Raw genomic sequence first — 15,263 nt, forward strand, 5'->3', positions numbered from 1 at the left:
TGCAGGATTCAATCCATGACGCGATTAAGATGTAACTGCTGCGAGATCGCCGGTTTCTAACGCATAACAAAAAGAGATTGCTTAAAATAATAGCTATACAACAATGAAAAATATTATATTTTCTACTATCTTGTTGAGTATGATAGTAAGTTCTACAAGCCATTTATATGCTCAGTCGAAAGATTTAATAACCAAGTTAGATCAACAGAGTTTACACATAGCTGCCCACCGGGGAGCTCATCTGGAGCAACCGGAAAACTCGATTGCCGCTATCGAAGAGGCTATTCGGCAGGGGGCTTCCGTGGTAGAGGTGGATGTAAGGGCAACCAAAGATGGTGTACTTGTGCTGATGCACGATAAAACAGTCAATCGCACGACAACCGGGCAAGGAGAGCTCGCCAAACAGACTTATGCCGAGCTTCAACAGCTCCACTTACGCAAAAAGGCAAATGGTGAAGCCTCGGATCATGTTATACCAACCCTATCGGAAGCTTTGCGCGTTGCAAAGGGAAAAATTATTGTTGACCTCGATTTTAAAGAAGATCGCAAAGAGTTTATTAAGAAAACCTATGAACTTGTTGAACAGGAGGGAATGGAAGACCAAGTGCTGTTTTTTCTTTACGATTACAAAGACATGCCCAAGATTTACAAATTCAATCCAACGATAACACTTTTTCCGAGGGCACGTAGTATGAAGGATCTAGAGGCCATACTAAAGATGAAATTAACCTCAATTGTCCATCTTGATGAATCATTTACTGATACCGAAAAACTTAATGCATTGCGCAAACAGGGTATTTATTTTTGGATGAATAGTTTGGGGGAATATGACGACAAAGCAGAACAGGAAGGAAAGGAAGCTTATCGATCTTTTTTGGAGAAATATCCTTTTGTACGTCTTATTCAAACAGATCATCCGAGCTTGTGGCGCGAGGTGCTTTCCGGCTCTTAGTCTATTTTTATCTGTTTAGTTAAAAATAATTAATTTATTGTAGCGATATTGGTAGGATGATCGTCATACAGCTATAACTAATGGAAACCGCAATGAATAAATTATTTACGGGAAGTTTTGCTATCCTCTTTTTACTGACGAGCTGCAGTAAGGAAAATGAAGTGACTGTACCTATGGATGTTCAAAAACAGCTGGAAAGTTTTGAATGGAGCCCTATCGTGTCTGCGAAAGGTACGACAAATGAGCAGCATAAGTATAAACTGAAAGATTGTGAAAAGGATAATGTGTATACGTTCACATTTGCTGAATCAGCGAATAAATTCACTGTCAATCGTGGTAAGGAACTATGCGGGGATGATAAGCTAACATTTGAAAGTTTGATTTTTGCTGAACAACAGCATCGCGCATTTAGCTATGATAAAGAGAAGAAAAGTATCAAGTTTGCCGACAGTAGCCCTTACCAAAGTTATGAGGTACAGATTGATGCTGATCAGCTCATATTAATTTCGCGCAATGATAATCCGCTAGCATACGCAGCTCCAATTGAATACTATTTTCAAGGTAAGCAGGTGGCTGCAAAAAAATAAGTAGTATATTTCCTTTAACACTCAAAAGAAAGACGGCTTGCTGTCTTTCTTTTTTTAGTTATATATGGATAAAATCCCATTCTACTGATTGGATCAATTTTCCCTGCTCCCTGATGTCATGCCGATCTCGCAATGTGCTAGAGCGAACCTTGTGTTTTTTGCAATTTGTTTTCCTTCAGTTGAGTAGTTAATCTAAATCAGACCGTTGATCTTACTGTTTTACGTACATGTAATTTAAACCGATGCTGCGAAATATAGATGGTTAAAAGAATTAGGAATCAAAATTTAACTTGATTATTTAGGCTAAATCGTTAATTTAGTGGTTTGGAAACCGGTTGCATAGATGGCGTGAACTAATAAAACCGGATCCAATTAATGAAGAAAACTAGATAAATAATAATCCACTTATGAAAGTCCGTATATTACTGATGGCGGCAATGACGACATTGCTCTGCCCACAACTTCAAGCCCAGCAATTGCCCTATAAGAATAGTACATTACCAATTGAAAAACGGGTAAGTGATCTATTGGGAAGAATGACTGTGGAAGAGAAAGTCGGGCAATTGAGCAAATTGCTGGGTTGGGACATGTATAGCAAGAACGGAAAGCAGGTTACAATCAGCAATAAATTGCGAAAGGCGGTAAAAGAACAGCATATCGGATTATTATGGGCAACCTTACGTGCCGATCCCTGGACACAAAAAACCTTGCTGAATGGTTTGAGCCCTGTAGAAGCTGCGCGCGCTACCAATGCGATCCAACGTTATATGGTGGATAGCACGCGCCTTGGAATTCCATTGTTATTGTCTGAAGAGGCGCCACATGGACATATGGCTATTGGTGCAACGGTATTTCCTACCGCAATTGGGCAGGCGAGTACATGGAACCCGCAGTTGATTCAGGACATGGCTTCAACAATCGCCATGGAGACTTATGCCGTGGGTGGTAAAAACGGTTACGGTCCTGTATTAGATTTAGCACGAGATCCACGTTGGTCGCGTACTGAAGAGACCTATGGGGAGGATCCCTATCTTATTGGACAAATGGGAAGCGCAATGATCCGTGGTTTTCAAGGGGAAAAGATCGGTGAGCGGGATAAAATAATAGGTACTCTAAAGCATTTTGTTGCCTATGCGGCTCCGGATGGCGGTCACAACGGTGAGTCCGTGTCGTTTGGCGAGCGAAGCCTGAAACAGTATTTTCTCCCGCCTTTTGAGCGTGCTGTAAAATCTGGAGCTGGTTCAGTGATGACCGCTTATAATAGTATTGATGGTATTCCTTGTTCTGCCAATTCCTGGCTGTTGAATGACATCCTACGGAAAGACTGGGGATTTAAGGGATTTGTCGTATCGGATCTATTGAGTATATCGGGGCTCAATGGCGGACATGCAACAGCAGCGACTGCCGAGGAAGCGGCTTCGCAAAGTATACATGCCGGATTGGATGTCGATCTAAGCGGGACTGGTTATGGTTCAAATCTGCTTAAGGCTGTTCAACAGGGGCTGGTTGAACCTGCCGTTCTCGATACAGCAGTGGCCCGGGTACTTCGTATGAAATTCAATCTTGGTCTTTTTGATCATCCTTATGTGGATGAAAAAATGGTAGCGCAAAAAGTCGCTACGACGCAAAATAAAACGGTGGCAAGACAAGTGGCACGCGAGTCGATTGTTTTGCTTAAAAACGATCAGCATATTTTACCCTTAAGTAAATCGTTGAAACGAATAGCCGTTATAGGACCGAATGCCGACAATGCCTATAATCAGCTGGGCGATTATACTGCTCCACAGGCTGAAGGGAAAGTTCAGACCCTCTTGACAGGAATAAGGGCGGCAGTTGGTAACAGTACGAAGGTTGATTATGTGAAAGGTTGTGCAATCCGTGATACAAGCAATTCCGATATTGCTGCCGCCGTCGCAGCTGCAAAGCAGGCCGATGCGGTGGTTTTAGTCCTGGGTGGTTCGAGTGCACGTGATTTTAAAACGTCGTATCAAGCAACTGGGGCGGCCAATGTTGATCCCAACACGGTAAGTGATATGGAAAGCGGAGAAGGATTTGACCGCGTTTCCCTGGATATGATGGGCGATCAGATCAAGTTGCTGAAAGCGATACAGGCGACTGGAAAACCTCTTGTACTTGTTACGGTTATGGGAAGACCATTGAACTTAAATTGGGCAGCTGAACATGTGCCTGCGATCGTGAATGCCTGGTACCCCGGACAGGAGGGAGGCTTGGCAGTTGCCGATGTCTTGTTTGGCGACTACAATCCCGCGGGAAGATTACCGATTTCGGTACCTCGTTCGGTCGGCCAGCTTCCTGTACATTACAACCATACAAAACCTAAACATCACGATTATGTGGAGATGTCGGCTAAGCCATTATATGCATTTGGTTATGGGTTGAGCTACAGTAGTTTTGATTACTCGAATTTACAGGTCTCTTTGAAGGAGAATGGCAATGATTTTGCTTGTACGGTGTCGTTCGACGTGGCAAACAACGGTAAATTGGCGGGAGATGAAGTCGCCCAGTTGTATATTGTGGATGAAGTAAGTTCGGTCGTAACACCGGTAATGCAATTGAAGCGATTTGAACGCAAAAACATTGCAGCCGGGACGACGGCGCGCTATTCGTTTCAATTGACTAAGGAAGATCTCAAACTTTGGAATGCAAGCAAAGCATGGAAGACAGAAAAGGGAAAATTTAAATTCTTGGTTGGAGCATCTTCTGATGATATCCGACTTAAAGGCGAAATGGAATTAACGAGGGATTATTAATCCTAAACCACAAACTATAGCATAGGGCTGACCAATTTTGGACAGCCCTATTTTTTTTATTTGAGCACGATATGTTTGATACTTTTCCTATTCCAGGTATAGGTGATATGAATGAGGCCTTTCGGATCCTGAATGATTGTAGGATACGAATACTCATCGTTCTTTACCCCGTCTTCCAGCGTTAGGACATCTTTCCACTGTAAGCCGTCCTTCGATATGGCGACATGAAGTTTTGTACGTCCTTCCCACCAATCGTTGCCTGCTATGGCTGGATTGAAGACAATCATAAATAAACCATTGCGTAGACGGATAGCGTCGGTGGCTGAATTGGGATTGAGTAGGTTTGTCGCTTGCCAGGAGCCCCAGGTAAAGCCTTGATCTGTTGAAAAAGCGGCCATCACCTTATTTTCTTTACTTCGACAAAGTACCTGAATGCGTCCATCCCTGTGTTGGATCACACTTGGCTGAATAACCTGTATGCTGGTATCTGGACGTATTGCGCTGATGGACCATGAATGGCCATGGTCTCGGCTGATTTCCAGGTGTGCTTTCCAGATTTCTTCTTTGGATTCCGTACTGGAAGGAGATAGCAGCAGCCCGTTGGCCAAGGTGAGCGGTTTATTCTTGATAGGCCCCAATATACCTTCACGCAATTGCTGCGGTGCTGACCAGCTCATTCCTTTATCTAGGGAATGTTTGACGTAGCCTTTCCACTCCCGTGGATTAGGACCTATTTTATAATATAAAGAGAGGGTGTCACTGTGTGGATATTGATAGAAGACCGGATTCCATGTTGGAAAACGTGTATCGCCAAGAATACCATCGGCAATCTGTATAGGCGATTGCCATTGGCCCTTGCTGTACAGGGAACTCCATATGACAACATCGGGATTAGATTCATGCGTACCGCCAAACCAGGCAACTAATAAGCTGTCTTTTCCCACGACTTGAATTGTGGAAGCATGGCATTGTTGGAATGGAACCTGACCTGTTTTAAAGATTTGCTCCGATACCAGGATCTGAGGTTTATAGGTTGCACATGAAGATAGGAACAGGATTATAACTATGGAAAGCAGGTTGATTTTTTTCATTGGAATTCAAGGGTTTTAAAACCCACTCGTTGGTTTGCGTCTTATTTTCTTTTTTCTGAGCAGAAACTTTGGGGATGCTGCGATGTTCAGGCGATTATCGTTAAACAATGACCTCGTTAAATGATAAAATTCCGTTGGATTATATCCAACGGAATTTTATGTTATTTGCTTTGCAATTGAATTGCCGTAGCATAGCTAAATCGTGTACTAGGACTTCTCAAGGTAATTTGGTTACCACGTTGCGACCAGTCCAATTTACCTTTATGACCTAAAATAGCGATCTTTTTTACGCTAAAGTTATCAGGTACTTCAAACACGTATTCATTGGGTTGTTGGTAAGTATCGCCTTCAGAAAGATGGAATACATTGACTACTTTACTGTCTTTGCTTCTGGTGTAGTAATAGTCACCCTGGTGATATGGAGCAATGGTACGTGTTGCAAACACTGCAGTTTGATTGATTTTCATCCAGGCTGCCAGCTCGTTCAAGCGATCGTATGCAGCCTGATCGTAATCTCCTGTAGGGCCAGGGGCTATGTTCAATAAGTAGTTTCCGCCGCGAGAAATAATTTTTACCAATGTTTCAACAATCTTTTTGGTTGGTTTGTATTGGTCGTTGGGCACATAGCTGAACGAATTACCCATGGTGATGCAACTTTCCCATGGAATATCCAAGGGATGTTCAGGAATCGCTTGTTCGGGAGTGACATAATTTTCCCAGTTTCCAGGTACCGTACGGTCAACGACGATAATACCCGGTTGATTTTTTCTTGCCATGCCACCGATGCGGTCCATGTCAATATTCTGATCCATTTTGATCGTCTGTTGCCAGTCAACAGATTTGTCAACCGTTTCTAAGGGGCGGACTTGGCCACCATCCAACCAAAGGATATCGACTTTGCCATATTCGGAAGTCAGCTCGTTGATTTGATTGTAGGTAAAGTCTTTGAATTTTTGCCAGCGATCCGGATATTTTTTAGGGTCGTAATTTACATTTCGGTCTTTTGGCGGAAAGTAGGACCACCAGTAGTAATCGGAGTGCCAGTCCGGTTTGGAGAAATAAGCGCCAATTTTAAAACCATCAGTGCGGAATGTATTGAAGATTTCTTTGGTTACATTGGCCTTTGGATTTGTCGAAAATGGCGTTTTAGCGGAGGTGATTTTATAATCCGATTCTTTGGTATCGAACATGGCAAATCCATCGTGATGTTTGGTTGTAAAGACGACATATTTCATGCCGGCAGCTTTAGCGGCATCGGCCCATTTTTGTGGATTAAAATCTGTTGGATTAAAGGTAGTCTGTAGATTTTCGTAGTTCTTGAGGTATTCAAAATAGGTTTTACCATGTTCGGGTTTGCGTTGCGTCCAGCCTTCATCTTCAGGACAGATACTCCAGCTTTCGACGATTCCCCATTGACTATAGGTACCCCAGTGCATGAAAAGACCAAACTTCATATCTTGCCATTGTTCGAGATTTTCAATCACTAGAGGATCTGTCGGTTTTTGATAGCCATTAGATACGTTATGTGCTTGGCCAAACGCTAATGTTGCGCTTGAAGCAATCAGCGCGGTGGATATAATGGTTTTTAGTTTTTGCATGGATAAAGATAGTGAAAATGATAAAAAGAAGGCCACCTTAGGTGGCCTTCTTGTAGATAGATGTAGCTTTTGCGTTAATTTACGTCCCAGAAGAGTTTGGTGTCAAGCTTATCTTTGCTTTTTACAGCGTCATAATTTGCGCCATTTAAATTCACTTCTGTTGCGGGGATATTCCATCTCGCAGGGACAGTTTTTTGAATATCAGATACTTCTGTTCTAAAAGTAAATACAGGGTAATTTAATCTTCTTACTTCCGCCCAGGATTGTAAAGGTTGAATAACATTGAAATGTAGCCATTTTTGAGTAGCGATTAATTGAATGTTATTTGTTCCCCAACCAATATTTGAAATATAGGTATTAATCTGATCTTCTGTTGGTTGAGTTGCGGCAGTAGTCGTATTATCTTTGCTCAATGCTCTGATTGCAGGGAATAGTGCGATGGATTGTTTTATACCCTGTTCGAAGGCTGATTTTGCAGCAGCATTATTTCCAGTCCTGTTGTAATACTCAGCAAGTAAATAATTGACTTCCGATGCCGTGATCAATAACCCTGGGAAATATTCATTTCTCGAGTAAGTAGAACGATTATAGATGGCAATCTTACTTGGATTAGCTGGTGTTCCGGAAATCAAAGCAGTTTGTTCTGCACTCGTTAGAGACTGATCTAGCCCAATATAAGCCCCATTTGCACCTTGTCCAGGTTCAAAAATAAATGGTAATCTCGGGTCTGCCTTTGACACCATGTTGTCGATCATTACTTTCCCGGCAATATTGGCGTTCCAGCTTTCTAAACCATCTCTAAATCCTCTCGCATTGATATCAGATCCTGAATTGAAGACACTGATGTCGATATTATCTGCATTGGTGAGAGTTAAAGGATAAGTTGATTGATTTCCAACAATGTCGGCCAGCTCTTGGTTTGCTCTTGCTGTAAAAGTAGAGGCAGCACTGACGCGAGTCAACATACGTAGGCGAAGGGAATTACAATATTTTTTCCATAGTGTAATATCACCTTTGTTTATTAAATCCTGGGTTTTAAAAGACGTGGAAACACCTGAAGTTAGTGCTGGCAACGTATTAAGCTCGGTACTGATGGATTTTAGGTCATCCAGCATAGCTTTATATATTTCTTCTGCAGTATCATATTTAGCATACGAGCTCGGATAATTTCCGCCATTGGTACTCAACATGCCTGCTTGCGACCAAGGGATGTCTCCATGTAAATCAACAACTTGTTGCGTTTGATCATAAAAGAAAATTTTCGCTGCAAGGTAAAATATGCGTAGCTGAGTTCGCTCTGCTTCTGGCAATGCTGTGTATACTTTTTCAAATTCTCGATATTGTGCAAGACCTGCATAATAAGTATTCCAACGATCCTGGATAGAAGCACCTCCAGGTATCAATTGATTATTCTCGTTTGCCCATCCCGTAGCTTGAACATAGCGATTAGCAGTCGATCGGAGGATAACAAAGTAATTCCAGTAACTTGGGACAACCAGTTCTCTGTAGGAATAGGTAATTCCTGCGAACTGTTTGTCGGCTGACACTTCACTTATTTTTCCTGGATCTCTATATAACTCATCAAAAGATGATTTACTACAAGAGGTTATTGCTGTAATACCCGCGGCACATAGACCAGCAAGTAAGATGTGTTTTTTGATTTTCATAATTTTAGAAACTTGCGCGTAACATTAAACCATAAGTTCTTGTTGCTGGACCTGAACCAGCATTGGTAATTTGTTGTGACCAGTGTGAACCACCTGTCATTTGTTCAGGATCGAGGTGTTTGGCGGTTCTGTAGATGAAGAACAAGTTTCTTCCAAAGGCCGATAAACTGATGTTTTTCGCTTTTAACTTGCGAGCGAAATCTTTCGGAAGTCTATAAGCGAGCGAAAGTTCACGCATCTTGATATAGTTGTTTTTCTCTACATAAAGTTCATAACGAGAGTTTCCGCCATATTGTGGGCCACCCCAGTTATAGGTTGAATTGAAGTAGGTCGCTTGGGAGATGATATTCGCGTTTTTAGTACCATCTAATAAAACCCCGTCCAATAACATACCATCATGATAAACCGTTTCTCCATTAGGTCCAGTGGAACCAGTAGTAGCAATTCCTTTTCCTCCAGACAAGTAGTAACTCAATCCACCATGTTCGGCGTCCATACCCTCTAAGGTTTCTTCTAGCAAACCTCTACTTTTCATCCAGTTGATACCGGTAGGCATAATATGTCCTCCCCAGCGGAAGTCAATTAGAGCGTCCAAAGTGAAATTTTTGTAACTAAAGGAGTTGATGAACCCACCAATTGCTTTAGGCATGGCATTACCAACTTTTTTGTACGTTGTGTTGTCCAATTGATATAAACCATTTGCGTCAACAATCATTCGTCCTTGATCATCTGTTTTTACCGGCCGAGCGTAGATATCACCCAATGGTTCTCCAACTCTCGAAATAATCTTAGCTGCATCACCATCAATAAATCGGTGCTCTAATTCGGTCGCACCGCCTGCTAATTGCTCGACCTTGTTTCTGTTGAACGCAAGGTTAACGGTTGTATTCCACTTGAAGTTTTCACTTTGAACTGGTGTACCGTTAACAACAAATTCCCATCCTTTGTTACGTAATGTACCTACGTTTGCAACAATAGAGCTAGCACCTGTCGTCATTGGTAAAGAGAAATCTAGGATCTGATCTTTGATCTGGCCATTGTAATAAGTAATGTCAAATCCTAATCGGCCTTTTAACAATCTAGTTTCTAAACCAAATTCGATCTCATGCTTGGTCTCAGGTTTAATGCGCTCATTTCCGAAGCCGGAGGTTGGAACCTGTGTATAAATCACAGATCCTGTTCCTTGATCGCCCAGTGTTTTTTGAGAGAAGCTCAAGGCGCTTTGGAAAATATTAGGATAATTTCCCACAATTCCCCATGAGCCTCTTAATTTCGCATAATCGAAGATTTCCGGAAGTTTAAACGCATCAGATAAGATTAAACTTGAGTTGACCGATGGATAATACAAAACATTGTTATCTGGGTGCATCTGTGAAATAAGCTCACGACGTAATGTCCCTTCTACATACCAATAGTCTTTAAAACTAAAATTTAAAGTTCCAAAAGTTGCATCTCTTAATGACCAAACCCTAGCTTGTGAGCTTCTGGAATCATTAACGGAGGCTGATAGATCATACCAATTGCGTTGAGATAATCCACCGTTAGTCCAGCCACTAACCGAAAAGTCCTGATTTTTTGTCGCAGTATAGCCTACTGCAGCTCCTAACTTAATGTCCTTATTAATTTGTTTTTTATAGGAGGCAAGAAGGTCGGTGTAATAAATGTTTTGATTTTGATTTTTTGTCGTAAATCCTGATTCGGTGTCAAAACCGTAAAGTAATGGGAAGCGATTAGGGCTGCGATCTTCAAATCGTGCTGATGTAACGTCAGCAGAGAATCTAGCGCGAACAGATAAATCGTCTGTTATTTGATAAGTATTCGTAAATGAACCAATTAGACGGTTTGAATATTCATCACTTGTTTTAGCTCGAGTATTCCAATAGTAATCTAATACATCGACTTTATATCCGTTGTGTATTAGATTTTCACCTGGGGTAAGACTTTGATTCGTTCCAGTTACATATTTATACCCTAGGCTCGTTTGATAGCGATCTGCATACCAGTCTGGGTTATCAAACGTGGAAATCATCCCCGTAAAATTGTTAATCAAGCGATCCGTCATAAATGGTCTGTTATGCGTATGCTGATTGATATAATTAACGACAACATCGGTTGTTAGTTTATTCCACAATTTAAATGTTGAGTTAAAATTGACAATGTTCTTTTTGTTATATGAATCGAACGACGTCATCTGATTATCTTGACGAGTAAGGGAGAAACGAACATTTGACGTTTCTGTTGCGTGGCCTAACGCGAGATTAAGGGATGTATTGTTGGGATTGTTGAAAAACTTTCCGTAAGCATTCTGAGCTTCATAAGGACGCACCTTACCATCCCATGTTACCGTTGGTAGTCCATCAAATTTAGGCCCGAAGTTTACCGTTGCGGGTAGAACACCTCTTGTAACTCCATCAACAGCCCTATCAGCGCCATAATAGAAAAATTTATCTTCAGCCTGTCCTCCATTTGCATAAGCTAAGCTATAGCCTGGCCCCCGTACATTTTGGAATTTGGGTAGGTATGCAATTTGATCATGCGTATAGTTTGCATTAAAATCAATTGAAAAGCCTGTCCCCCCCTTATTTGATTTTGTTGTGATAAGGACAACACCATTCATCGCTTCAGATCCATATAATGCAGCAGCTGAAGCTCCTTTTAAAATGGATACTGTTTCGATATCCTCAGGGTTTAAATCCTCAAGGCCATTACCGCGAGCACGTTGGTCGCCCCAATAATTGGAGTTATCAAATTTATTTTGGCGCATAGGTACCCCATCAATAATGACTAACGGTTGTGAACCTCCTGTGATAGAGTTAATACCACGAATATTGATATTTACCCCTGAGGTTGCTCCCCCTGGAGCAGTTGTGATGCGTACGCCCGGTGCTTTACCATACAATGCCCCCGCAAAGTTTGGTGAACCGGTTTTTGTTAGTTCTTTGGAATCAATTGTACTCATGGCATAACCAAGCTCTCTTGGGGCTTTTTTGATACCCATGGCTGTAACAACAACTTCTTCCAGGTTGGATTGATCGCTGGTTAAGCTTACATTAATTGTTTTGTTGGAACCAACCACAACTTCTTGGGATTTGTAGCCCACCATGGAGATGCGCAAAGTTTCACCTGTTGAAGCTTGGATTGTGAAAGATCCATTGCCGCCAGTTTGAGTTCCTCTGGTGGTTCCTTTTACGGAGACAGTGGCGCCAGAAATTGGTCCATTAGCATCTGAAACTATTCCAGAAATGCTTTGCTGCGCATAGAGCGCTGTAGCACTGAAAAGTGTACATAGCGCCAATCCTGCAGTTTTTTTGTAAAATAGACTCATGTTTTAGGTGTTTGTGTAAAACGTTAGTTAATTATGTTAGTAATATATTTTTCGATGACTAAGGCAGTTGTCCCCTTTTGTTGCGCCCTTTTATGCAGTGTGGAAATTGCCAATGTTGTCTTCCTTGAAATCTTCGGAATGCTATATTCATTAATGGCCACTTGAATATGAGGCGCCAAAATGTCCCCGATTTCGGCTCCCCGGCCACTGATGATTATTTTATCCGGATTGAGAATGTGTATTAACGTCGAAATTCCCTTGCCAAGTAAATAGCCAACTTTCCCAATGTTGTTGATTGCTACCTGATCTCCGATTTGGACAGCTTCAATTAATGCGTCGATTTTATTGATGTGTTCATGGGCTAGTTTATCATAAATGGAATATTCTCCATTCTTTATATCCCGCTCGGTATTTCGAATGGCTGCACTAATGGAAGCTTCGACTTCAAGACAGCCGCGTTTGCCACATGAGCATAAGGTTAATGTATCGGAAAGCGGAATATGGCTGAATTCGCCGGCATAACCTGATGTTCCCTTGAAGATATCATCATTGATGAGTATTCCTAAGCCTACACCCCAGTTTAGATTGATCACGAGCGAGTGGGATGAATCTTTTGCTTCACCAAATTTCCGTTCCGCTAGGGCGATACAACGTGAGTCATTGTCAATGATGGCCGGAACCTTAAATTTTTGCTCAAATAGTTTTCGAATGTTATATAAGGGCGAATCTTCATTGTACGATTCATTGAGACCTGTTTCCGAATCAACAAAACCAGGCATACTAATTCCAATACCGATTACTTGTGTAATGTTGATCTGGTTGGAAATGATGAAATTGTTCAATGCTTCCAGAATGGACTCCGTTGCCTTCTTATCTCTAAGGTCGATTGGAATATTATTTTGCGACGAAATTGTTTCAGCCTTGAGATTTGAGGAAGATATGGATGTATAGAATTGATCAATAGACACGCTAATAATACTTTGCTGTAAATTTTCATTAAGCATGTATTGTATAGCTTTTCTTCCACCTGTGGATGCTGCATAACCTTTTTCGACAACAACATTTCGTGTCAAAAGATCATTGATCTGCTTGGTGACAGAGGGGATGCTTTTCGATAAAGAGTTTGCAATGTCTGCAATCGGTTGCATCGGCCTGTAATACAAAATTCTCAAAATTTCGCCGCCCATAATTTAGTTCAATTGTATTAGTATAACTATTGGTTTTCTCTAAGTTTCATAATGGCTGATAAAAATCATTTCATCGCGCCTTGGTTTTTCATAGTAACTTGCTTATAGATCATCAATATGTTTAGATTCTCATAAGCATTGTATGTTAAAGATAAACACACTTTGTGTTAAGTTCAAAATTCTTTTTAAAATTTTTAAAAAGAATTTGATGATAATGTGTTTTTGCTCAAAAGAAGGCTCTTTTTTTTATCGATTAAAGAAAGGTTGGGTGAGTATTGTAACGAAATTGCTATAATATTAAAAGGTTTTTTGAGGAGAAGCTCCGAATGGTATCTCGAAATTATCCGTTTTTTTAGGGGAGATTGTAATATTATAACCGACTCTATCTTCGATTATTTATGATATAGCAAAACAAAAAGAGCCTGGTATTACCAGGCTCTTTCAAAATCTCAGGACAATTGCTCGCGAGATTTCATTCGTTTAATGTGTGATCATCTATTTGACGTCCCAGAAGATTTTAGTTGTTCTTGTATCATTTGCTTTAACAGCATCGTAATTAGAACTATTATTTGAAATCTCTTGGGTAGGATATAATAAACGTTTAGGAGGATTTGCGTAATTAGCCAATCCAGCCACAGGATATGTCAATATTGGATATCCTGTACGTCTCAATTCAGCCCAAGCTTGTTGTGCCTGTAAAAAACCATAATGTAACCATTTTTGAGTCCATATTAATTCTAGGTTCTTTGCTTGAGTTGTTGAAAAGCTGATAGTCGATTTGTCTACAAAGTCATTGATGACGTCATCGGTAGGTTTTTTCTCTGTTTTCAGTCCTGAAGTATTTAAATTATTTAAATAATAATAGAAAGAAACGGATTGTTTAACAGCGACATCGTAAGCATCTTTGGCTGCATTACTTGCTCCCCATCTTAATAACGCTTCAGCTTTATTGAAATTGGTTTCAGAAGCGGTAATGACAATTCCCGGCAAAGCATTGTTGTCGAAGATAGTTGCCGAATCCAACACAGCGTAGTCTTGATAATTCTTCTCCATATCCGCTGAAGTAAAGGAAATTGGCATTGCTCTATACTCTTTGTTCTGAACAAACTTACCGTCTACTGTTTTTCCGAATTTATCATAAAGTACCGGAATACGTGGATCATTCGCTGGTAACATCACTTTGTTCAACATATGATCTGTTGCGAATTGGTTAGGACCTTCAATCAAAGCCTGTCTCAATGTTCCGGTATAGTTGGTTAGCGGCTGCAATAAGATGTCTTCATTTCTGGGGTTATAGTTTGCCGTTGCGCCACCATCTGCCAATGGATATTGTGTTGGGTTATTCAGCATTTCAAGTACTTCAGTTCTTGCTTTTGCCTCATCAACAAAAGAAATGCGCATCAATAGACGCAGGCGAAGTGAATTGGCATACTTACGCCATTTCGCAACATTCCCGCTATTCAAGATATCGTATTTTGAAAAATCGGGATTGGTCGTTGCTGTTGATAAATACGTGTTGATATTTTTCAATTCGCTGATGAACTGATTGTATAATTCTTTTTGCGCATCAAACTTTGGCTTAATAATCGTACTTGTTGTTGGTAGACTACCGGCTTCACTGAAAGGGATATCTCCAAAGTTGTCAACAAGTTTAGATGCTTCGTCAAACAATACAATTTTGCCCGTTTGGATAAAGATCTCTTTACTTGCTTTCTCCGCTTCAGGAAGTTCAGCGTATGCTTTTTCCATGCTTCTTGTGATACCCAGTACACCAGGAGCATAAAAATCCGTCCAATATGCATAAGAGTAGCTATCGTTCGGCTGATACATGGTATTTGACGGATAAAAAGACGCTGTCTGCGTATATACTGCCTGATTGGACAGAATAAATGTACGGTAGTGGTAATAAGCTGGTCTTACACGATCATTATTTAGCATTTCGGCAAAGAACGCCGGAATATTTGCTTTTGTCGATGCATCTGGGTTTTGAAACTTGTCGTCAAGTTGTGATTTACAGCCGACCATCGTCGATAGGGCCGAAACCAAAGTTAATATAGAAAGAAAAGTTTTTTTCATGATTCTCGT

The 15,263-nt window shown here is 40.9% G+C and carries 9 protein-coding genes; 3 read left to right on the forward strand and 6 right to left on the reverse strand.

The window, feature by feature from the left end:
- Nucleotides 1–103 precede the first annotated feature (103 nt).
- The 3 genes from B3600_RS04935 (at nucleotide 104) to B3600_RS04945 (ending at nucleotide 4,310) form a co-directional block, all read left to right on the forward strand.
- Nucleotides 104–952 carry a glycerophosphodiester phosphodiesterase family protein gene (locus B3600_RS04935; protein ID WP_286752295.1) on the forward strand — a complete coding sequence of 283 codons (849 nt, stop codon included), beginning with the start codon at nucleotides 104–106 and terminating at the stop codon, nucleotides 950–952.
- Nucleotides 953–1,044: 92 nt separating this feature from the next.
- A complete protein-coding gene (locus B3600_RS04940; protein WP_286752296.1) occupies nucleotides 1,045–1,539 on the forward strand; it encodes a hypothetical protein in 495 nt (164 codons plus the stop codon).
- A gap of 407 nt (nucleotides 1,540–1,946) precedes the next feature.
- The gene (locus B3600_RS04945) at nucleotides 1,947–4,310 is read left to right on the forward strand and encodes a glycoside hydrolase family 3 N-terminal domain-containing protein (protein WP_286752297.1); all 2,364 of its coding nucleotides are present in this window, start codon (nucleotides 1,947–1,949) and stop codon (nucleotides 4,308–4,310) included.
- A 56-nt stretch (nucleotides 4,311–4,366) separates the two neighbouring features.
- On the opposite strand, the gene B3600_RS04950 is transcribed toward B3600_RS04945, so the two are convergent.
- The 6 genes from B3600_RS04950 to B3600_RS04975 form a co-directional block, all read right to left on the reverse strand.
- Nucleotides 4,367–5,401 (reverse strand): sialidase family protein, encoded by a 1,035-nt coding sequence (locus B3600_RS04950; RefSeq protein ID WP_286752298.1) that lies wholly within the window; start codon nucleotides 5,399–5,401, stop codon nucleotides 4,367–4,369.
- Nucleotides 5,402–5,562: 161 nt separating this feature from the next.
- On the reverse strand, nucleotides 5,563–6,999 hold the full coding sequence (locus B3600_RS04955; protein ID WP_286752299.1) for an alpha-L-fucosidase: 1,437 nt from the start codon (nucleotides 6,997–6,999) through the stop codon (nucleotides 5,563–5,565).
- Nucleotides 7,000–7,073: 74 nt separating this feature from the next.
- The gene (locus B3600_RS04960) at nucleotides 7,074–8,666 is read right to left on the reverse strand and encodes a SusD/RagB family nutrient-binding outer membrane lipoprotein (protein ID WP_286752300.1); all 1,593 of its coding nucleotides are present in this window, start codon (nucleotides 8,664–8,666) and stop codon (nucleotides 7,074–7,076) included.
- Between the two features lie 4 nt (nucleotides 8,667–8,670).
- On the reverse strand, nucleotides 8,671–11,991 hold the full coding sequence (locus B3600_RS04965) for a SusC/RagA family TonB-linked outer membrane protein (RefSeq protein ID WP_286752301.1): 3,321 nt from the start codon (nucleotides 11,989–11,991) through the stop codon (nucleotides 8,671–8,673).
- A 23-nt stretch (nucleotides 11,992–12,014) separates the two neighbouring features.
- On the reverse strand, nucleotides 12,015–13,139 hold the full coding sequence (locus B3600_RS04970; protein WP_286752302.1) for an ROK family protein: 1,125 nt from the start codon (nucleotides 13,137–13,139) through the stop codon (nucleotides 12,015–12,017).
- A gap of 534 nt (nucleotides 13,140–13,673) precedes the next feature.
- Complete coding sequence (locus B3600_RS04975; RefSeq protein WP_156167642.1) at nucleotides 13,674–15,254, reverse strand: SusD/RagB family nutrient-binding outer membrane lipoprotein; 1,581 nt, start codon at nucleotides 15,252–15,254, stop codon at nucleotides 13,674–13,676.
- Nucleotides 15,255–15,263 lie beyond the last annotated feature (9 nt).

The organism is Sphingobacterium sp. UBA2480, assembly GCF_002341965.1.
In the GTDB taxonomy this organism is placed as follows: Bacteria; Bacteroidota; Bacteroidia; order Sphingobacteriales; family Sphingobacteriaceae; genus Sphingobacterium; species Sphingobacterium multivorum.

Coding starts and splice junctions, on each gene's coding strand:
- B3600_RS04935 (WP_286752295.1), top strand. CDS start 104: ATGAAAAATATTATATTTTCTACTATCTTGTTGAGTATGATAGTAAGT.
- B3600_RS04970 (WP_286752302.1), bottom strand. CDS start 13,139: ATGCAACCGATTGCAGACATTGCAAACTCTTTATCGAAAAGCATCCCC.
- B3600_RS04965 (WP_286752301.1), bottom strand. CDS start 11,991: ATGAGTCTATTTTACAAAAAAACTGCAGGATTGGCGCTATGTACACTT.
- B3600_RS04955 (WP_286752299.1), bottom strand. CDS start 6,999: ATGCAAAAACTAAAAACCATTATATCCACCGCGCTGATTGCTTCAAGC.
- B3600_RS04975 (WP_156167642.1), bottom strand. CDS start 15,254: ATGAAAAAAACTTTTCTTTCTATATTAACTTTGGTTTCGGCCCTATCG.
- B3600_RS04945 (WP_286752297.1), top strand. CDS start 1,947: ATGAAAGTCCGTATATTACTGATGGCGGCAATGACGACATTGCTCTGC.
- B3600_RS04940 (WP_286752296.1), top strand. CDS start 1,045: ATGAATAAATTATTTACGGGAAGTTTTGCTATCCTCTTTTTACTGACG.
- B3600_RS04950 (WP_286752298.1), bottom strand. CDS start 5,401: ATGAAAAAAATCAACCTGCTTTCCATAGTTATAATCCTGTTCCTATCT.
- B3600_RS04960 (WP_286752300.1), bottom strand. CDS start 8,666: ATGAAAATCAAAAAACACATCTTACTTGCTGGTCTATGTGCCGCGGGT.